Raw genomic sequence first — 19,047 nt, forward strand, 5'->3', positions numbered from 1 at the left:
GCCTGGGCGGCCGCCATTCGTTTCGGAGTCCCCAGTGCTTTCGTCTCTCAAGGCAAGCTTCCCGCCCGCCATCCTGGCGCTCGCAGACGGCACGGTCTTTACAGGTCAATCGATAGGTGCCGCGGGCACCACGGTCGGCGAGGTGGTGTTCAACACCGCCATGACCGGCTACCAGGAAATCCTCACCGACCCGAGCTACTGCCAGCAGATCGTGACGCTCACGTACCCGCACATCGGTAACTACGGCGTCAACCCCGAGGACGTCGAGGCCGACAAAGTCCACGCCGCGGGCCTGATCATCAAAGACCTGCCGCTGCTTGCGAGCAACTTCCGCTGCACGCAGACCCTCTCGGACTACCTGGTGCAGGAGCGCACCGTGGCCATTGCAGGGCTGGACACGCGCCGCCTCACGCGCCTGCTGCGCACCGGCGGCGCGCAAAACGGCGCCATCGTCGCGTTGGCGCCGGACCAGTCGGTCACGCAGGCTGCGCTCGACCAAGCCGCTGCGCAGGCCGTCGCCCTCGCGCAGGGCGCGCCGCGCATGGTCGGGCTGGATCTGGCCAAGGTGGTCAGCACCCCCGCGCCCTACGCCTGGACGCAGACCGAGTGGCAGCTCGGCACTGGTCATGGTACGCAGACCGCGCCGCGCTTTCATGTCGTGGCCTACGACTTCGGCGTAAAGAAAAACATCCTGCGCATGCTCGCCGCGCGCGGCTGCAGGCTCACCGTGGTGCCCGCGCAGACGCCTGCCGCCGAGGTGCTGGCGCTGCGCCCCGACGGCGTCTTTCTGTCCAACGGCCCCGGCGACCCCGAGCCCTGCGACTACGCCATCGCCGCCGCGCGCACGCTGATCGACGCGGGCATCCCCACCTTCGGCATTTGCCTGGGGCACCAGATCATGGCGCTGGCCAGCGGCGCCAAGACCTTCAAGATGAAGTTCGGCCACCACGGCGCCAACCACCCCGTGAAAGACCTGGACACGGGTCGCGTCTCGATCACGAGCCAAAACCACGGCTTTGCCGTCGATGAAGCCTCGCTGCCCGCGAATCTGCGCGCCACGCACCTGAGCCTGTTCGACGGCACGCTGCAAGGGCTCGCGCGCACCGACAAGCCCGCGTTCTGTTTTCAGGGCCACCCCGAGGCCTCGCCCGGCCCGCACGACATTGCCTATCTGTTCGACCGCTTCACGGCGCTGATGGAGAACCCCAAAAATGCCTAAGCGCAGCGATATCCAGACTGTCCTCATCATCGGCGCCGGCCCCATCGTCATCGGGCAGGCGTGCGAGTTCGATTACTCGGGCGTACAGGCCTGCAAGGCGCTGCGCGAAGAGGGCTACAAGGTCATCCTGATCAACAGCAACCCCGCGACGATCATGACCGACCCGGCCACGGCCGACGTCACCTACATCGAGCCCATCACCTGGCAGACGGTCGAGAAAATCATCGCCAAGGAGCGCCCGCAGCACCCCGGCGGCTTTGCCATCCTGCCCACCATGGGCGGGCAGACTGCGCTCAACTGCGCGCTCGACCTGTGGCGCAACGGCGTGCTCGCCAAGTACCAGGTGGAGCTGATCGGCGCCACGCCCGAGGCCATAGACAAGGCCGAAGACCGCCTCAAGTTCAAGGAGGCCATGACGCGCATCGGCCTGGGCTCGGCCAAGAGCGGCATTGCGCACAGCATGGCCGAGGCCTGGGAGGTGCAAAAGCACGTGGGCTTTCCGACGGTGATCCGCCCGAGCTTCACGCTCGGCGGCACGGGCGGCGGCATCGCCTACAACCCCGAGGAGTTCGAGACCATCTGCAAGCGCGGCCTCGAAGCCTCGCCCACCAGCGAGCTGCTGATCGAAGAGTCGCTCGTGGGCTGGAAAGAGTACGAGATGGAGGTGGTGCGCGACAAGGCCGACAACTGCATCATCGTGTGCTCGATCGAAAACCTCGACCCCATGGGCGTGCACACGGGCGACTCGATCACTGTCGCGCCCGCGCAGACGCTGACCGACAAGGAATACCAGATTCTGCGCGACGCGAGCCTGGCCGTGCTGCGTGAAATCGGTGTCGATACCGGCGGCTCGAACGTGCAGTTCGCCGTCAACCCCAAAGACGGGCGCATGATCGTCATCGAGATGAACCCGCGCGTGTCGCGCTCGTCGGCGCTCGCGTCCAAGGCCACGGGCTTCCCGATCGCCAAGGTCGCGGCCAAGCTCGCCGTGGGCTACACGCTCGACGAGCTGCGCAACGAGATCACCGGCGGCGCCACGCCCGCGAGCTTCGAGCCCACGATCGACTACGTGGTCACCAAGATTCCGCGCTTTGCGTTCGAAAAGTTCCCCGCCGCCGACAACCGCCTGACCACGCAGATGAAGAGCGTGGGCGAGGTCATGGCCATCGGGCGTACGTTCCAGGAGTCGTTCCAGAAGGCGCTGCGCGGGCTCGAGGTCGGCGTCGATGGCTTGAACGAAAAGACGCAGGACCGCGAAGTGCTCGAAAAAGAGCTCGGCGAGCCCGGCCCCGAGCGCATCTGGTACGTGGGCGACGCCTTTGCCGCGGGCTGGACGCTGGACGAGGTGCACCAGCTCACGAAAATCGACCCGTGGTTTCTGGTGCAAATCGAGGAGATCGTGAAGATCGAGCTCGACCTCGACCAACACACCGCCACGCACGGCGATGCCGCGCTCGAAGCGCTCTCGAAACAAGAGCTGCTGCTTCTCAAGAAAAAAGGCTTTTCCGACCGGCGTCTGGCCAAGCTGCTGAAAACCAGCGAGCAAGCCGTGCGTGCGCACCGCCGCGCGCTGGGCGTGCGTCCGGTATTCAAGCGCGTGGACACCTGCGCCGCCGAATTTGCCACCAACACCGCCTACATGTATTCGACCTACGAGGACGAATGCGAGGCCGAGCCGAGCACGCGCCAAAAAATCATGGTGCTGGGCGGCGGGCCCAACCGCATCGGCCAGGGCATAGAGTTCGACTACTGCTGCGTGCATGCGGCGCTGGCCATGCGCGAGGATGGTTACGAAACCATCATGGTCAACTGCAACCCCGAAACCGTCTCGACCGACTACGACACCAGCGACCGGCTGTATTTCGAGCCGCTCACGCTCGAGGACGTGCTCGAGATCGTCGACAAGGAAAAGCCCACCGGCGTGATCGTGCAGTACGGCGGGCAGACGCCGCTCAAACTCGCGCTCGGGCTGGAGGCCGAGGGCGTGCCCATCATAGGCACCACGCCCGACATGATCGACGCGGCCGAAGACCGCGAGCGTTTTCAGCAGCTCTTGCACACGCTGGGCCTGCGCCAGCCGCCCAACGCCACCGCGCGCACCGAGGCCGAGGCGCTCGAAAAAGCCCAGGCGCTGGGCTACCCGCTGGTGGTGCGCCCGAGCTACGTGCTGGGCGGGCGCGCAATGGAAATCGTGCACGAACAGCGCGACCTCGAGCGCTACATGCGCGAGGCCGTCAAGGTCAGCAACGACTCTCCGGTGCTGCTGGATCGCTTTCTGAGCGACGCCATCGAATGCGACGTCGATGCCGTGCGCGACGCCACGGGCCAGGTGCTGATCGGCGGCGTGATGGAGCACATCGAGCAGGCAGGAGTGCACAGCGGCGACTCGGCCTGCTCGCTGCCGCCGTACTACCTCAAGCAGGCCACCATCGACGAGCTCAAGCGCCAGACCGCGGCCATGGCCGAGGGGCTGAACGTGGTGGGGCTCATGAACGTGCAGTTCGCGATCCAGGAGGTGCCGCAGGAAGGCGGCGGCAAGCAGGACGTGATCTACGTGCTCGAAGTCAACCCGCGCGCGAGCCGCACCGTGCCCTTCGTGAGCAAGGCCACGGGCATACAGCTGGCCAAGGTGGCGGCGCGCTGCATGGCGGGGCGCCCGCTGGCCGCGCAGGGCGTGACGCGCGAAGTGGTGCCGCCATACTTCAGCGTCAAGGAGGCGGTGTTCCCCTTCGTCAAGTTCCCCGGCGTCGATACCATTCTCGGCCCCGAGATGAAATCCACCGGCGAAGTCATGGGCGTGGGCAAGACCTTTGGCGAGGCCTACATCAAGGCGCAGATGGGCGCGGGCGAGCGCCTGCCGCGCCCGCTCAAGGCCGATGGCACGCCCAGCGGCAAGGTGTTCCTCACGGTGAAGAACGCCGACAAACCCCAGGCCGTGCAGACCGCACGCGCACTGCACGCCATGGGCTTTGCGCTCGTGGCCACGCGCGGCACGGCGCAGGCCATTGCCGCTGCCGGCGTGCCTTGCGAGGTGGTCAACAAAGTCACCGAAGGCCGCCCACACGTGGTGGACATGCTCAAGAGCGGACAGATCGCGCTGGTCATCAACACCGTGGAGGAGCGCCGCAACGCCATCGCCGACAGCCGCACCATACGCACCGGCGCCCTGCAGGCGCGCGTGCCCACCATCACCACCATCGCCGGCGCCGAGGCTGCCGTCGAGGGCATGCGTTTCATGGACCGGCTGGGCGTGGTTTCGGTGCAGGAAATGCATGCGCAGCTGTTGCCGCCATCGGGGAAAACCGGGGCTTAACACCTCCGGGGCGATTCGGCATAATCGCTCCATCCACTTGCCGCCGGGGTCCGCCTCGGCGGTTTGCTTTTGCACGACACGAAAAAAGACGCAGACCACCATGGCCACCATTCCGATCACCAAGCGCGGCGCCGAAAAGCTCAAGGCCGAGCTGCACCGCCTCAAAACCAAAGACCGCCCCGACGTCATCAGCGCCATTGCCGAGGCGCGCGCGCAGGGCGACCTGAGTGAAAACGCCGAATACGACGCCGCCAAAGACCGCCAGGGCTTCATCGAAGGCCGCATCAAGGAAGTCGAAGGCAAACTCGCCGCCGCGCAAGTGATAGACCCCGCGGCGCTGGACGCGGGCGGCAAGGTAGTGTTCGGCGCCACGGTCGAGCTCGAAGACGAAGACTCTGGCGAGCAGGTGAGCTACCAGATCGTCGGCGAAGACGAGGCCGACCTGAAGCTGGGCCTGATCAACATCAGCAGCCCGATCGCACGCGCGCTGATCGGCAAGGAAGAGGGCGACACCGCCGAGGTGCAGGCGCCCGGTGGCGTGAAGCGCTACGAGATCATTGCCGTCAAATACCAGTGACGCGATGCGCGCTGAGGGGTGAGCATGGTGCGCCAGCAACCGACAGGAGCTCGATGATGAAAACACGCTTGACATTGCTGGCGGCGGCGCTGTGGTGGGGCAGCCTCACGGCGATGGGGTTCATTGCCGTGCCGCTGCTGTTTGCGCACTTGCCCACGCCCGCCATGGCCGGGAACATGGCGGCGCAGCTGTTTCATGCGCAAAGCTGGGTGTCGGTGGTGTGCGCGATGGTTCTGCTGGTTTATGCGCAAAAAGACCGCGAAGCCAAGGCAGGACAACCACAGGCAGCTATTGCATTGATAGTTGCCGGACTGCTGTGCGCGCTGTTGGGCGAATACGCCGTCGCGCCGCGCATCGTCGCGCGCGAGAACCTGCGCCTGTGGCACAGCGTGGGCAGCGCGCTGTACCTGCTGCAATGGCTGTGCGCGGCTGCCGTGCTGTGGCGCGCGGGGCGTAAACCCGAGGCGCCTTGATGGCCCGCTCTCATCGGTCACATCCAGCCACCCAGCCACCCAGCCACCCAGCGCCCAGCGCCCAGCGCCCAGCGCCCACCTGTCGCCCGCCCCGCATCTCAGTGCCGGTTGACCGAGGGCAAAACCCCTGGGCACGCCTGGTCGCACAATGGCCCGCTTGGGCCAGGCAGTGTGCCTGCGCCCTTGTTTTTGAGGAGCTCGCAACACCATGGATTCCCCCATCGTCGAAATGGACGCCACCCAGTGGCAGGGCCTGCAAGCGCGCCCCGAATGGACGGCGGCGCTGGAGGCCGGCAAGGTGCTTTTCTTCCCGCACCTGGGCTTTGCGCTCAGCCCCGAAGAAAAAGCCCTGCTGCGCGAAGACATGCTCAAACCCGGCAAGCGCAACGTCAGCCTGGATGCCGATGCTGTGCTCAACCACGCCGCGGGCAGCGCCGCCGAGCAACAGGCGCTCGCGGCGATGATAGGCCGCTTTCGCGCGCAGGCGTTGCAACTCGTCCATGACCTGCTGCCCGCCTACCGCGGCCAGCTGCGCGTGGCGCCCACGAGCTTTCGGCCCAAGCAGGTCGAAGTGCGCGCGCAGTCGGTGCGCGCCGACGACCAGCGCATGCACGTCGATGCCTTTCCGACCCGGCCTACGTATGGCGAGCGCATCCTGCGCGTGTTCACCAACGTCAACCCGCATGGTGCCCCGCGCGTATGGCGCGTGGGCGACTCGTTCGAGGCCATAGCGCGCAAATTTTTACCCCAGGCCAAACCTTATCAACTGTGGCAGGCCCGGCTGCTCAAGGCCGTGCACGCCACCAAGTCGCTGCGCAGCGAATACGACCACCTCATGCTGCAGCTGCATGACCTGATGAAGTTCGACGAGGACTACCAGAAAAACGGCACGCTGGTGACCATTCCGTTTCCGCCCGGCAGCGTGTGGGTGTGTTTCTCCGACCAGGCCACGCACGCTGTGATGAGTGGCCAGTTCATGATGGAGCAAACCCTGTACCTGCCGCCGGGCCGCGAAGCGGACCCGCAGAGCAGCCCGCTGGCCATCCTCACGCGCCTCGTGGGGCGTCCGCTCGCGGGCGTGGGGGCGGGAATGGCGAGCTAGGAAAACCGGCAACAAAAAAGCCGTCTTGCGACGGCTCTTAGGTTTTTGCTGACAGCGCACCGTTTACAAACGGCGAGCGGCGCGGGCCGCTCGGGCTGATAAAAAAGTGGGGCGCTCTGCAGGCGTTTAGGCCGACAGTGCCAGCGCCTTGACTCTGGCGGCGATGCGGCTCTTGTCGCGTGCGGCCTTGTTCTTGTGGAATATGCCTTTGTCGGCCACGGTATCGACCACCGATTGCATCTTGGCGAAGAGTTCCGTGGCTTTGGTCTTGTCGCCGGCGAGCACGGCTTTTTCGACGTTCTTCACGGCGGTGCGGTATTTGGAGCGCAGCGAGCTGTTCGCGGCGTTGAGTTTCACGTCCTGGCGGGCGCGCTTGCGGCCCGACGCGAGGCGCGGGTTCTTCTTTTTGGGCTTGGATGCCATGGATAGGGTTCCTTCGTGTCTGTGGGTGATGTCAGCAAAGCCGAACATTATAGCCTTTGGCTCTGCGCGCTGTGCTTCTTCCGTGCTTCTTTGCGCGGCTGTCGCATCAAGAATCGAACACTGCACTACCGGTGTGCACTGTGCGGTGCAGGGCTGGCTGCGCATACACTCCCGCCGGTGTCACTTTTCAAAGCCGCCTCCACCGTCTCTTTGCTGACCCTGGCCTCGCGCATCACGGGGTTGGTGCGTGATCTGCTCATGGCGTCGATGTTCGGCGCGAATGTGCTGACCGACGCCTTCAATGTGGCGTTTCGCATTCCGAATCTGTTCCGTCGCCTGTTTGCCGAAGGGGCGTTCAGCCAGGCTTTCGTGCCCGTGCTTGCGGCAGCCAAGGAGCAGCGCGGTGTCGATGCCACGCGGGTGCTGATCTCCAGCGTGGCCACGGTGCTCACCTGGGTGCTGGTGCTGACCTGCGCGCTGGGCGTGCTCGGCGCGCCCGTGCTCGTGTGGGCACTGGCCAGCGGTTTGCACGAGAGTCCTGCGGGGTTCGATGCGGCCGTGGCGATGACGCGCTGGATGTTCCCGTACATAGGCTGCATGTCGCTGGTGGCGCTGGCCTCGGGGGTGCTCAATACGTGGAAGCATTTTGCGCTGCCGGCGGCGACGCCGGTGCTGTTGAACCTTTGCATGATCGCCGCGGCCTGGCTCGGTGCGCCGCAGCTTGCGGCGCGCGGCATCGAGCCGATTTACGCCATGGCGGGCGGTGTGATGCTGGGCGGCGTGCTGCAGCTGGGCGTGCAGCTGCCCGTGCTGCTGCGCATGGGGCTGATGCCGCGCATCGGTCTGCGCTGGGCCGAAATCCGCGCGGCCTGGGCGCACCCGGGGGTGCGGCGCATCCTCAAGTTGATGGCGCCGGCCTTGCTCGGCGTCGGCGTCGCGCAGGTGTCGCTGATGATCAACACGCAGATCGCCTCGTATCTTGCGCCGGGCAGCGTCACCTGGCTGTTTTATGCCGACCGCCTGATGGAGTTCCCTACGGCGCTGCTGGGCGTGGCGCTGGGCGTGGTGCTGACGCCGCAGCTCGCGGCGGCGCGCGCGGCGGGCAATGCACAGCGCTATTCGGCCATGCTCGACTGGGGCTTGCGCCTCGTGGTGCTGCTCGCCGTGCCCTGCGCGGTGGGGCTGCTGACCTTTGCCACGCCGCTCGTGGCCACGCTGTTCCACCATGGCGCGCTGCACGACAGTGACGTGGGGCAGATTGCGCGCGCCCTGGTTGGCTACGGCGCGGGCCTGCTCGGGCTGGTGGCGATCAAGGTGCTCGCGCCCGGCTATTACGCGAGCCAGGACATCCGCACGCCGGTGCGCATTGCCGTGGTGGTGCTGGTGATCACGCAGTTGCTCAACATCGCGCTGGTGCCGCTTTTGGCGCATGCGGGGCTGGCGCTGTCGATCGGGCTGGGGGCGCTCGTGAATGCGCTGTGGCTGCTCGTGGGCTTGCTGCGGCGCGGCAGCTACCGGCCGCAGCCGGGCTGGGGGCGTTTTGCCTTGCAGGTGGTGGCGGCCAGCGCCTTGCTGGCCGTGCTGCTGGTGTGGGCGGCGCAGTATTTTCCGTGGCTCGCGCTGCGCTCTGACAGCCTGCGGCGCGCGGGCCTGCTGGCCGCGATCCTGTGTGCGGCGGCGGCGGTGTATTTCGGCACGCTGTGGGCAGCGGGGCTGCAGCTGCGGCAGATGCTGCGGCGCTGATTGGCATCTTGGTATAGATTGCGCAGGTTTGCTGCGGCGCTCCAGACCCATGTTTCTCGACTATTCCCCTCCGACCCCGCTCGATTATTTTGCGGCGCTGGTGCAAAGCGACGCCAATTTTCCATTGCTCGAGGCGGCGGCCAGCATCGCGCAGGACGAATATCCCGAGCTCGACCTGCAGCAGGTGCTCGGCGAGGTGGACCAGGTGCAGGCGCGGCTGCAGCGCCGCCTCTCGCGCAATGCCTCGGCACTGCAGCGGTTGCGCCAGTTGAACCAGTTTTTCTTTGCCGAACTGGGCTTTGGCGGCAACGCCAACAACTACTACGACCCCGAAAACAGCTTTTTGCACCACGTGCTGGCCACGCGCCGCGGCATTCCCGTGTCGCTGGCGGTGCTGTGGCTGGAGCTGGCCCAGGGCGCGGGCCTGCAGGTGCGCGGGGTGGCGTTTCCGGGGCATTTCATGGTCAAGGTGGTGCTGCCCAATGGGCAGGTGGTGATAGACCCGGTCACGGGGCAGTCGCTGGGGCGGGAGGATCTGCTCGAGCGGCTCGAGCCCTACCAGGATGAGCGCGGCCTCGTGCCGGACGAAATGCCGTTGAGCCTGTACCTGCAGGCGGCCACGCCGCGCGACATCGTGGCGCGCATGCTGCGCAACCTCAAAGAGATTTACGGCGCGCAGCACGATGCCGAGCGTTTGCTGGCCGTGCAGGACCGGCTCGTCGTGCTGCTGCCGCGGGGGTGGGAGGAGCGGCGCGACCGCGGCCTGCTTTATGCCGCACAAGGCGAGCCCGCGCGCGCCGTGGCCGACCTCGAGGCCTACCTGGCCCACGCGCAAGGCAGTGAAGATGCCGCAGAGGTGGCCGAGCGGCTGCGCGCGCTGCGGCGCATCGTGGGGCAGTGATGCTGCTGGGTTGACGCAGCTTCGTCAGTGCGCCGGCAGCGGCAGGCGCAGCACGAAGCAGGCGCCGCCGCCGGGGTTGGCCTCGCAGTGCACGCTGCCGTGGTGGCGGCGCGCGATAGAGCGCACCAGCGCCAGCCCCAGGCCCACGCCGCCCGCGCGCTCGCTCGCGCCCGGCAGGCGGTAAAAGGGCTCGAAGATGCGCTCGCGCAAGTCCTCGGGCACGCCGGGGCCGCGGTCGCTCACGCGCAACTCGGCCATGGCGCCCTGGCGCTGCATGCTCACCGTGATCTCGCCCTGGCTGTAGCGGCGCGCGTTTTCGAGCAGGTTGCGCAGCGCGCGGCGCAGCAGTTTGGCCACGCCCTCGACTTCGAGCGCCGCGGCTTCGGTGTGCAGCTCGGCACCCACACGTGCGCATTCCTCGGCGGCCAGGCCGACCAGATCGACGCGCTCGAAGGTGCCCACGTCAGCCTCGCGCGCGTCCAGGCGGCTGGCGAGCAGGATTTCATCGACGAGCTGATCGAGCTCGGCGATGTTGCGCAAAATTTCGGCGCGAAACGCAGGCGCCGGCTGCTCGCCGGCCATGAGCTCCAGCCCCATGCGGATGCGCGTGAGCGGCGAGCGCAGTTCGTGCGAGGCGTTGGCAAGCAGCGACTTGTGCGACTGCACCAGCGCCTCGATGCGCGCCGCCGCGGCGTTGAACTGGCGCGAGAGGTCGGCCACCTCGTCGCGCCCCTGCACCGGCGCGCGCGCGGCCAGATCGCCATCGCCGAAGTGCTTCATGCTGCGCTGCAGCACCTCGAGCCGCTGCAGCAGGCGCCGCAGGATGGGGAACATGCCCAGCGCCACCGCCAGCGCCACGATGCCCAGCATCCACACGAAGCCAAACGGCGGACGCAGCCAGAAGGCCGCCACGGGCGGCGCATGCCCAGGGGTGTGGTCCTGGCGCGGGGCCAGCTCCAGGCGGTAGGCGCGGCCGTCCTCGCCTTCGATGCGCAGCGCCAGCTTTTCGCCGGGCGGCGTGGGCACGCGCGTGGCCAGGCCTGCGAGCACCGCGTTGCCTTGCGCGTCGAGCAGGAGCAGCGCGCGCCCCGGCGGCTGCGCGGGCGCACCGTTTGGCTCGGCGGCGAGGCGTTCGGCCGCCAGATGCTCTGCGGCGGTGTGCCAGGCCACGCCCACGGCCAGCGTGAGCACCACCACGGCCGCGACCACCGCGAGCCACAGGCGCAGATAGAGGCGGCGTGAAAATGGGCTGGAAAACGGGCCGGAGAAAGGCATGAGTGCAATGGTCTGGGCGCTGTGGACGCTGCGGACTCAATCCTGCTGGCGCGCAAACACATAGCCCACGCCGCGCACCGTGAGGATGCGGCGCGGGTTTTTCGGGTCGGCTTCGATGGCGGCGCGGATGCGCCCCATGTGCACGTCGATCGAGCGGTCGAAGGCCTCGAGCTCGCGCCCGCGCACGGCCTCCATGATCTGGTCGCGCGTGAGCACGCGCCCGGCGCGCTCGGCCAGCGCCACGAGCAGGTCGAACTGGTACGAAGTCAGCTCGGCCGGCCTGCCGCCCACGGTGACGCTGCGCGCATCGCGGTCGATCTCGAGCGCGCCAAAGCGCAGCACCTGTGCCTGCGCTGCGGACGCGCTGCCCGGCGTGCGCCGGCGCAGCACGGCGCGGATGCGCGCGAGCAGCTCGCGCGGCTCGAAGGGCTTGGGCAGGTAATCGTCGGCGCCGATTTCGAGACCGATCACGCGGTCCATCGGGTCGCCCTTGGCCGTGAGCATGAGGATGGGCACCTGCGCCGCGGCACCGGGCAGCGCGCGGATGCGGCGGCAGACCTCGAGGCCGTCGATGTCGGGCAGCATCAGATCCAGGATCACCAGGTCAGCGTTGAAACCGGGCTCCTGCAGCTGAACCAGGCCGCTCGCGCCATCGGCGCAGTGCAGGACCTGCATGCCCGACTGGCCCAGGTATTCACCGACCATTTGCGCGAGGCGCGCGTCGTCTTCGATCATCAACAGTTGGGAGCTCATGGCATGGCAGTGTAGAGCGGTCTGCCGCGATGTTCCCACCGCCCGAGTACGCGCCTTTGAAGCGGGCGTAAAGCGTGGGTAAATGGGGTTGGGGTTTGCAGTGGCGCTGCCCAAGCCCCAAAAGCTACGGGCTCCCGGTTGCGGGAGCCCGTAGCGGTGGGCCGTAGGCCGTATAGCCTTGGCGTTGGTGCGGTTTAGTTCGCGCGCGGATAACGGCCTGGATCGAGCTCGTTGAGCTTCATGGCGCCATTGATGCCTATGGTGATGTCGCCAGTACGCTGGGCTTCGATGAGTTCGGCGCGTACCTGGGCGCGGGTCTTGCCTTGGGTGGTTTGCTGGCTCGCGTAGCGGGCCGGCTCCAGCTCGTTGAGCTTCTTGTTGCCGTCGAGCCCCGTGGCGACGTCGCCGGTGCGTTGGGCTTCGATGAGTTCGGCACGCACCTGGTCGCGCGTGGTGCTGGCTGCGGCGGGTAGTGCAGCCTGGGCATAACGCACGGGGTCGAGCTCATTGAGCTTCTTGTTGCCGTCGAGGCCCGTGGCGATGTTGCCCGTGCGCTGGGCTTCGACCAGGTCGGCGATCACCTGTTCACGCGTGAGCTGGGCGAAAGCCGAAGAGCCGGCGAGCAGGCCGGCGGCGAGCACCAGGGTGCTGAGGCGAAGTTTCTTGTTCATGGTGAAATCCTTTCAAAGCGGTTGGCTGTGATAACGCGGGTGGCGCCGGTGGGCGATGGCCCCTGCTTGCCGGCATCGGTGCATCGGCTTAGGGGTTGCGATGCATCAATGGCCTGGATATTAGGGAAAACCCTGAGCTTTCAAAACTAGACAAACGTCAATTGAGTGTTGCAAAAATTGCAATAATCTGGGCGAAGTTGAGCATTTGTTCAAAAAATGGACAGACTTTCATCGATGCAGGTGTTCCAGCGCGTGGCCGACGAGGGCAGCTTTGCCGCGGCGGCGCGGGCGCTCGACATGTCGCCGGCAGCGGTGACGCGCGCCGTAGCCGAGCTCGAGCAGCATCTGGGCGCGCGGCTGTTGCAGCGCACCACGCGCAAGCTCTCGCTCACCGACGCGGGCGAGGCGTATTTGCGGCGCGTGCGCAGCATCCTGCAGGAGATCGACGACACCGAGGCGGCCGTGAGTGCGAGCGCGCAGTCCCTGCAAGGCACGGTGCGGGTGCAGGCGACGCCCCTGCTGGCCTCGTACTTTCTGGCCGTGCACATCGCACAATGGCACCAGCAGTACCCCAAGGTGGCGCTGGAGATCGTCGTCGAGCCGTTCCCGCACCTGCACGTGGAAGAGTACGACGTGACCTTCATGACCGTCGAGGAGGGCTTCGACGCGAACGTGGTCGCGCGGCCGCTCGCGGCGACCGAGTTCATCGTCTGCGCCGCACCCGCGTACCTGGCGCGCGCGGGCACGCCGCAGCAGCCGCCAGACCTCGCGCGGTACGACTACCTCAAATTCCTGCGCCAGCAGGGCGGTGGCACGAGCCGGCGCTACCTGCCGCTGCGCCGCGCCGACGGCACGGGCGAGCCCGTGCACGTCGAGATGCCCGTGCTGCTGCAATCGGTGAGTTTCGAGGCGCTGTACCGTGCGGCGCTGCACGGCGCGGGCGTGGCGGTGCTCTCACACCTGCTCGTCGCGCCCGACCTGCAAAGCGGCGCGCTCGTGCGCCTGCTGCCCGAGTGGATCTTCGGCCGCTCGACCATTTACGCCGCCGTGCCCACGCGCAAGCTCATGCCGGCGCGCGTGCGGGCGTTCCTGGACTTCATGAGCAACTTTCTACCTGGGCGCATCGCCTGAACGCGGCCCTATGCCGTGGTCTTTGCTGCGGGTTAGTTCTGGCGCGGATAACGGCCGGGATCGAGCTCGCGCATCGTCTTGTTGCCATCAAGACCCGTGGGGATGTCGCCCGTGCGCTGGGCTTCGATAAGTTCAGCGCGAACTTGCGCGCGTGTCTTGCCTTGCGCGGCCTGCTGGCTTGCGTAGCGGGGCGGCACCAGTTCATTGAGCTTCTTGTTGCCATCGATGCCCGTGGCGATGTTGCCCGTGCGCTGGGCTTGGATCAGGTCGGCGATCACCTGTTCGCGGGTGAGCTGGGCGAAGGCTGAAGAGCCGACGAGCAGACCGGCTGCGAGCACCAGGGTGCTGGTGCGAAGTTTCTTGTTCATGGTGGAATCCTTTCAAAAGCGGCTGGCGGCCATAACGCCGGTGGGCGATGGCCCTTGCTTGCCGGCATCGGGGCATCGACTGAGGGATGGCGATACCTCGATGGTTCGAATACTAGGGAAAACCCTAGGCCTGAAAAACCAGACGGACGTCAATTCAATATTTCATTTTTTGAAACAATTAATCTGTATTCGAACATTTGTTCATAAAATAGATGTGTTTCAGCCGATGCAGGGGGCTCTAGTTCTAAGGCGTCGCTGGCTGCGACAATCGCGCCATGAGCACGACTTACCGCATCGCCCCCTCCATCCTCTCTGCCGACTTCGCCCGTCTGGGCGAGGAATTGCGCCAGGTCATCGCCGCCGGCGCGGACTGGATCCACTTCGACGTGATGGACAACCATTACGTGCCCAACCTCACCTTCGGCCCCATGGTCTGCCAGGCGCTCAAGCCGCACGCGCGCACCGCGGCGGGCGTGCCCGTGCCGGTGGACGTGCACCTGATGATCGAGCCCGTCGATGCGCTGGCCGCGGCCTTTGCCGAGGCCGGCGCCGACTATGTCAGCTTCCACCCCGACGCCTCGCGCCACGTGCACCGCAGCATCCAGGCGATCCGCGCGCGCGGCGTCAAGCCCGGGCTGGTGTTCAACCCCGCCACGCCGCTCGACGTGCTCGACTGGGTGATCGAAGACATAGACCTGATCCTCATCATGAGCGTGAACCCGGGCTTTGGCGGGCAGAGCTTCATCGATTCGGCGCTGCGCAAGATCGAGGACGCGCGCCGGCGCATAGACGCCTGCGGCAAGGACATTCGCCTCGAAGTGGATGGCGGCATCAAGGCCGACAACATCCGCCGCGTGGCCGACGCGGGCGCGGACACCTTCGTCGCGGGCAGCGCCATCTTCGGCCAGCCCGACTACCGCGCCGTGATCGAGGCCATGCGCGCGCAGCTCGCACAAACGCCGTCTGCTGCCAACTCCGCCACCCCACGCGCCGCATGATCGCGATCCCGCTCGAGCGCGCCGCCTGGGACGCGGCCATCATCGACCTCGACGGCACGCTCGTCGATACGCTGGGCGACTTCAGCGTCGCGCTCGACCGCATGCTGCACGACCTGGGCCTGCCGCCCATCGCGCCCGCCTTCGTCGCGACCATGATAGGCAAAGGCTCCGAACACCTGCTGCGTTCAGTACTGAAACACGTGCTGACGCAGACAGGAAAAGCGCAAGCAGCTCCTGAAATCGATGCAACCGTGGAGGCGCTGTACGTGCGCGCCTGGCCCAGCTACCAGCGCCACTACGCGGCCATCAACGGCCAGCACGCGCAGCTCTACCCTGGCGCGCTGCAAGGCGTGCAGGCGCTGCACGCCGCGGGCCTGCGCCTGGCGTGCCTGACGAACAAGCCGCTGGCCTTTGCACGCGCGCTGCTCGCGGCCAAAGGGCTGGCGCCGTACTTTGCGCAGGTGTTCGGCGGCGACAGCTTTGCCGCCAAAAAGCCCGACCCGCTGCCGCTGCGCAAAACCTGCGAAGCGCTGGGCAGCGCGCCCGCGCGCACGCTCGTGGTGGGCGACTCGAGCAACGACGCCCAGGCCGCGCGCGCCGCGGGCTGCCCCGTGGTGCTCGTGACCTACGGCTACAACCATGGCCAGCCCGCGCGCAGCGTGCCGGCCGACGGCTACATCGATGCGCTCGCCGAGCTGCTGCCGCAGCCCACGCCGACACCCGCCATGCCCGGTGCGCCCGGTGCGCCCGGTGCGCCCGGTGCGCCCGCGTCGTTGCCCGGTGCCGCAGTGCCGCAACCGTAACCCCAGCCCGCCACCTACGCCACCCACGCCCCCGCGCCCATGACCCCCGCAGACTTCATCGCCAAATGGGGCCCCGACGGCCCGGCTTACGCGCTCAACGAAGAGCAGGGCGCGCAAAGCTACTTTCTCGACCTGTGCGAGCTGCTCGGCGTGCCCAAGCCTGGCAGCGGCGACGTGGCCGACGAATACCTGTTCGAGCGCAGTTCGCGCGTGCTCGGCGAGGCGCGCGGCTATGCCGACGTGTTTTACCGCGACCACTTCGCGTGGGAAAACAAAGCCCCCGGCAAAAACCTCGACGCCGCGCTGCGCCAGCTGCAGCAATACAGCCTGGCGCTGGCCAACCCGCCGCTGCTCGTGGTGTGCGACCGGCTCACCATCCGCATCCACACCCAGTTCAACGGCCACCCGAGCCAGACGCACACCGTGCGTCTCGACCAGCTCGACCAGCCCGCGGCGCGCGAGCTGCTGCGCCGCCTGTGGACGGCACCCGAGAGCTTTCGCCCGCAGCTCACCAACCGCGCCATCACCGAAGCCGCCGCCCAGAGCTTTGCCACCCTGGCCGAGCAACTGCGCCGGCGCGGCCACCACCCCGACGCCGTGGCGCACTTCCTCACGCAGTGCCTGTTCTGCTTCTTTGCCGAAGACGTGGGCCTGCTGCCGGGGCGCATGTTCGAGCGCCTCGTGGGCAACCGCCACCTCAACAGCGACCGGCTCACCCAGGGCCTGCAGCAGCTCTTTGCCATCATGCGTGACGGCGGTCTCTACGGCCCCGACGACCTGCCCTGGTTCAACGGCGGGCTGTTTGCGCGCATCGAAGTGCCGCGGCTCGAAGTGCCCGACGTGACCGAACTGCGCAAGGCCGCCGCGCTCAACTGGAGCGCCATCGACGTCTCCATCTTCGGCACCCTGTTCGAGCGCGGGCTCGACCCCGCCAAACGCAGCCAGCTCGGTGCGCACTACACCGACCCGGCCACCATCGCGCGCATCATCGACCCCGTCATCACCCGCCCGTTGCTACAGCAGTGGGAGCATTTCACGCAGGAATTGAAAGGGCTCACGGCCAAAATCAAGAAGCATGGCGACGCCGCCTACCAAAAGGCGCACGCGCGCTTCGTAGCGTGGCTGCAGACGCTGGCCGGCTTTCGCATCCTCGACCCGGCCTGCGGCAGCGGCAACTTTCTGTTCCTCGGGCTCAAGGCGCTCAAGGACGTAGAGCTGTATTGCGTCACGCAGGCGGCCAACCTGGGCCTCGCGCGCGAGCAAGACCTGGTCACCGGCCCGCACAACGTGCTGGGCATAGAGCTCAACGAATACGCCGCCGAACTCGCGCGCGTGAGCATCTGGATCGGCGAAATCCAGTGGCGCATCGCGCACGGCTACACCCCGCGCACCAACCCCGTGCTCGAGCCGCTCGAGCAGATCGAATGCCGCGACGCGCTGCTCGCGTGGGTGGGTGGCGCGCAAGGCGCAGAGGAAGGGCAAGGGCCGCCCCGGCCCGTCGAAGCCGCCTGGCCCAAGGCCGATGTGGTGGTGGGGAATCCGCCGTTTTTGGGTGGCAGCAAAAAGCGCCGGGAACTGGGGGCGGAATACTTCGATGCGCTGAATGCCGTCCATGCGAATCGCGTGCCTGGCGCCGCAGACCTCGTGTGCTACTGGTTCGACAAGGCGCGCGCCGCCATCGCCAGCGGGCAGTTGCAACGCGCCGGACTGGTGGCGACCAACTCCATCCGTGGCGGAAAAAACCGCGCCGTGCTCGATGCCATCGTGCGCGACAGCCGCATCTATGACGCCTGGGCCGACGAACCCTGGGTGAACGAGGGCGCCGCCGTGCGCGTCTCCATCGTGTGCTTTGGCGCATCGGAGCAGGCCGCGCGGCTCGACGGGCAGGAGGTGCTTGGCATCCATGCCGACTTGACGCGCAGCCGCACCGACGGCACCGGCGTGGACCTCACCACGGTCAAACCGTTGGCCGAAGCGGGCGCGACGTGCTTCATGGGCGCATCGAAAAAAGCGCCTTTCGACATCGATGGCGCGCTGGCACGCCAATGGTTGCGTCTGCCCAACCCCAACGGCCGCTCGAACGCCGAAGTCTTGCGGCCGTTGTGCAACGGCATCGACATCACGCGCCGCTGGGGCGACCGCTGGATCGTGGACTTCGGCACCGAAATGACGCTGGCGGATGCGGCACTTTTCGAGGCGCCGTTTGCGTATGTCGAGCAGGTTGTCAAACCAATTGCCGTTAAAAATCGGGACAAACAAGTGGCGCGTCATTGGTGGCGCCATGCCCGCCCTCGTGTCGAGATGCGTGCCGCCTTGGCGCCGCTGCCGCGCTACATCGTCACCGCGGCAGTGGCCAAGCACCGCAGCTTCATCTGGATGCACCACGCCGTGCTGGCAGACCAAGCCACGCTGGCCATCGCCCGCGCCGACGACACCACCTTCGGCATCCTGCACAGCCGCTTCCACGAACTCTGGTCCTTGCGCACGGGCACTTGGCTGGGCGTGGGCAACGACCCGCGCTACACACCCACCACCTGCTTCGAAACCTTCCCCTTCCCCGCCGGACTCACCCCCGCCGACACCGCGCACCAGCGCACCGAGGCCGTGGAAGGCGGCGCGCTGATTCCCGCGGGGCTCGCGGAGGCGGGCACGGCCATTGCCGACGATTCTGAGCCAAATAAGCCCCAAGCCAAGGCGCAGCAAGCACAAGCAGCTACTAAAACAATATCGCTGCGCGCCGCCGCCACGGCCATCGCGCAGGCCGCGCAGCGGCTCGACACGCTGCGCCAGGCCTGGCTGAACCCGCCCGAATGGACGCAGCGCGTGCCCGAGGTCGTGCCGCTGGGCATGGAGCAGTCGCCTTACCCCGAGCGCATCGTGCCGCGCCCCGGTTTTGAAAAAGACTTGCAGCAGCGCACGCTCACCAAGCTCTACAACCAGCGCCCGGCCTGGCTCGCGCAGGCGCACGCCGAGCTCGACGCCGCCGTCGCCGCCGCCTACGGCTGGACCGACTACGCGCCCGACTGGAGCGACGAGGACATCCTGCGCCGCCTGCTGGCGCTGAACCGAGTGGCCAGTGAGGAGCCCGGCTTGAAGGGCAGCACGGCTGAGCGGTAGACCGCAAAGCGTGGTGCGCTGCCACGCGCGGGGCCTTCGGGCGGCACGGTGGGCAAGGCCGGGCAACCCCGGCTGCTTTGCGGCGCGGGTTCAAATCGGAATCGAACCCGCGTCCGTCCCGCTCCGGCCAAAAGCACGCCTATTGACGCCCTTGACGCCCTTGATGCCCATTCCGGTTGG

General features: G+C 67.1%; 16 protein-coding genes. 11 read left to right on the forward strand and 5 right to left on the reverse strand.

What is annotated here, in order from left to right:
* Positions 1-34: 34 nt before the first annotated feature.
* The 5 genes from carA to PYV55_RS00175 all read left to right on the forward strand — a co-directional run bounded on the left by carA (position 35) and on the right by PYV55_RS00175 (position 6,684).
* Complete coding sequence (gene carA, locus PYV55_RS00155) at positions 35-1,219, forward strand: glutamine-hydrolyzing carbamoyl-phosphate synthase small subunit (protein WP_275848121.1); 1,185 nt, start codon at positions 35-37, stop codon at positions 1,217-1,219.
* Positions 1,212-4,532, forward strand: a complete 3,321-nt coding sequence (gene carB / locus PYV55_RS00160; protein WP_275848123.1) for a carbamoyl-phosphate synthase large subunit — start codon at positions 1,212-1,214, stop codon at positions 4,530-4,532. The genes carA and carB overlap by 8 nt, the downstream gene beginning before the upstream one ends.
* Before the next feature lie 100 nt (positions 4,533-4,632).
* A complete protein-coding gene (gene greA, locus PYV55_RS00165; RefSeq protein ID WP_275848125.1) occupies positions 4,633-5,109 on the forward strand; it encodes a transcription elongation factor GreA in 477 nt (158 codons plus the stop codon).
* A gap of 56 nt (positions 5,110-5,165) precedes the next feature.
* Positions 5,166-5,582, forward strand: a complete 417-nt coding sequence (locus tag PYV55_RS00170) for a DUF4149 domain-containing protein (RefSeq protein WP_275848127.1) — start codon at positions 5,166-5,168, stop codon at positions 5,580-5,582.
* Positions 5,583-5,790: 208 nt separating this feature from the next.
* On the forward strand, positions 5,791-6,684 hold the full coding sequence (locus PYV55_RS00175) for a Kdo hydroxylase KdoO (RefSeq protein ID WP_275848129.1): 894 nt from the start codon (positions 5,791-5,793) through the stop codon (positions 6,682-6,684).
* A 126-nt stretch (positions 6,685-6,810) separates the two neighbouring features.
* Here the strand turns inward: PYV55_RS00175 and rpsT are convergent, their stop codons facing one another.
* Entirely contained in the window at positions 6,811-7,107 is a 297-nt protein-coding gene (gene rpsT, locus PYV55_RS00180) for a 30S ribosomal protein S20 (RefSeq protein WP_275848131.1), read from the reverse strand.
* Positions 7,108-7,284: 177 nt separating this feature from the next.
* On the opposite strand from rpsT, the gene murJ reads away from it, so the two are divergent.
* Both murJ and PYV55_RS00190 read left to right on the forward strand, forming a co-directional pair.
* Complete coding sequence (gene murJ / locus PYV55_RS00185) at positions 7,285-8,850, forward strand: murein biosynthesis integral membrane protein MurJ (RefSeq protein WP_275848133.1); 1,566 nt, start codon at positions 7,285-7,287, stop codon at positions 8,848-8,850.
* Between the two features lie 49 nt (positions 8,851-8,899).
* On the forward strand, positions 8,900-9,751 hold the full coding sequence (locus PYV55_RS00190; protein ID WP_275848135.1) for a SirB1 family protein: 852 nt from the start codon (positions 8,900-8,902) through the stop codon (positions 9,749-9,751).
* 24 nt (positions 9,752-9,775) lie between these two features.
* Here PYV55_RS00190 and PYV55_RS00195 read toward each other — a convergent pair whose 3' ends face one another.
* The 3 genes from PYV55_RS00195 to PYV55_RS00205 all read right to left on the reverse strand — a co-directional run bounded on the left by PYV55_RS00195 (position 9,776) and on the right by PYV55_RS00205 (position 12,450).
* Positions 9,776-11,026 (reverse strand): HAMP domain-containing sensor histidine kinase, encoded by a 1,251-nt coding sequence (locus tag PYV55_RS00195; RefSeq protein ID WP_275848137.1) that lies wholly within the window; start codon positions 11,024-11,026, stop codon positions 9,776-9,778.
* 36 nt (positions 11,027-11,062) lie between these two features.
* Entirely contained in the window at positions 11,063-11,779 is a 717-nt protein-coding gene (locus tag PYV55_RS00200; protein WP_275848139.1) for a response regulator, read from the reverse strand.
* 194 nt (positions 11,780-11,973) lie between these two features.
* Positions 11,974-12,450 (reverse strand): DUF4148 domain-containing protein, encoded by a 477-nt coding sequence (locus PYV55_RS00205; protein WP_275848141.1) that lies wholly within the window; start codon positions 12,448-12,450, stop codon positions 11,974-11,976.
* A 216-nt stretch (positions 12,451-12,666) separates the two neighbouring features.
* Between PYV55_RS00205 and PYV55_RS00210 the strand changes: the two genes are divergently transcribed.
* A complete protein-coding gene (locus tag PYV55_RS00210; protein ID WP_275848143.1) occupies positions 12,667-13,581 on the forward strand; it encodes a LysR family transcriptional regulator in 915 nt (304 codons plus the stop codon).
* A gap of 32 nt (positions 13,582-13,613) precedes the next feature.
* Here PYV55_RS00210 and PYV55_RS00215 read toward each other — a convergent pair whose 3' ends face one another.
* Positions 13,614-13,949, reverse strand: a complete 336-nt coding sequence (locus PYV55_RS00215) for a DUF4148 domain-containing protein (protein WP_275848145.1) — start codon at positions 13,947-13,949, stop codon at positions 13,614-13,616.
* Between the two features lie 275 nt (positions 13,950-14,224).
* On the opposite strand from PYV55_RS00215, the gene rpe reads away from it, so the two are divergent.
* Genes rpe through PYV55_RS00230 form a run of 3 tightly spaced genes read left to right on the forward strand, consistent with a single transcriptional unit; the run spans position 14,225 to position 18,867 of the window.
* Positions 14,225-14,947, forward strand: coding sequence for a ribulose-phosphate 3-epimerase (gene rpe / locus PYV55_RS00220; RefSeq protein ID WP_275848147.1), 723 nt, complete (start codon positions 14,225-14,227; stop codon positions 14,945-14,947).
* On the forward strand, positions 14,944-15,750 hold the full coding sequence (gene gph / locus PYV55_RS00225; protein ID WP_275848149.1) for a phosphoglycolate phosphatase: 807 nt from the start codon (positions 14,944-14,946) through the stop codon (positions 15,748-15,750). The genes rpe and gph overlap by 4 nt, the downstream gene beginning before the upstream one ends.
* A 39-nt stretch (positions 15,751-15,789) precedes the next feature.
* A complete protein-coding gene (locus tag PYV55_RS00230; protein ID WP_275848151.1) occupies positions 15,790-18,867 on the forward strand; it encodes a class I SAM-dependent DNA methyltransferase in 3,078 nt (1,025 codons plus the stop codon).
* Positions 18,868-19,047: the final 180 nt, after the last annotated feature.

Origin of the sequence: Extensimonas soli, from assembly GCF_029211265.1 — a bacterium.
GTDB classification, from domain to species: domain Bacteria; phylum Pseudomonadota; class Gammaproteobacteria; order Burkholderiales; family Burkholderiaceae_C; genus Extensimonas; species Extensimonas soli.

Coding starts and splice junctions, on each gene's coding strand:
- carB (WP_275848123.1), top strand. CDS start 1,212: ATGCCTAAGCGCAGCGATATCCAGACTGTCCTCATCATCGGCGCCGGC.
- greA (WP_275848125.1), top strand. CDS start 4,633: ATGGCCACCATTCCGATCACCAAGCGCGGCGCCGAAAAGCTCAAGGCC.
- PYV55_RS00170 (WP_275848127.1), top strand. CDS start 5,166: ATGAAAACACGCTTGACATTGCTGGCGGCGGCGCTGTGGTGGGGCAGC.
- PYV55_RS00175 (WP_275848129.1), top strand. CDS start 5,791: ATGGATTCCCCCATCGTCGAAATGGACGCCACCCAGTGGCAGGGCCTG.
- rpsT (WP_275848131.1), bottom strand. CDS start 7,107: ATGGCATCCAAGCCCAAAAAGAAGAACCCGCGCCTCGCGTCGGGCCGC.
- PYV55_RS00190 (WP_275848135.1), top strand. CDS start 8,900: ATGTTTCTCGACTATTCCCCTCCGACCCCGCTCGATTATTTTGCGGCG.
- PYV55_RS00195 (WP_275848137.1), bottom strand. CDS start 11,026: ATGCCTTTCTCCGGCCCGTTTTCCAGCCCATTTTCACGCCGCCTCTAT.
- PYV55_RS00200 (WP_275848139.1), bottom strand. CDS start 11,779: ATGAGCTCCCAACTGTTGATGATCGAAGACGACGCGCGCCTCGCGCAA.
- PYV55_RS00205 (WP_275848141.1), bottom strand. CDS start 12,450: ATGAACAAGAAACTTCGCCTCAGCACCCTGGTGCTCGCCGCCGGCCTG.
- PYV55_RS00210 (WP_275848143.1), top strand. CDS start 12,667: ATGGACAGACTTTCATCGATGCAGGTGTTCCAGCGCGTGGCCGACGAG.
- PYV55_RS00215 (WP_275848145.1), bottom strand. CDS start 13,949: ATGAACAAGAAACTTCGCACCAGCACCCTGGTGCTCGCAGCCGGTCTG.
- rpe (WP_275848147.1), top strand. CDS start 14,225: ATGAGCACGACTTACCGCATCGCCCCCTCCATCCTCTCTGCCGACTTC.
- gph (WP_275848149.1), top strand. CDS start 14,944: ATGATCGCGATCCCGCTCGAGCGCGCCGCCTGGGACGCGGCCATCATC.
- PYV55_RS00230 (WP_275848151.1), top strand. CDS start 15,790: ATGACCCCCGCAGACTTCATCGCCAAATGGGGCCCCGACGGCCCGGCT.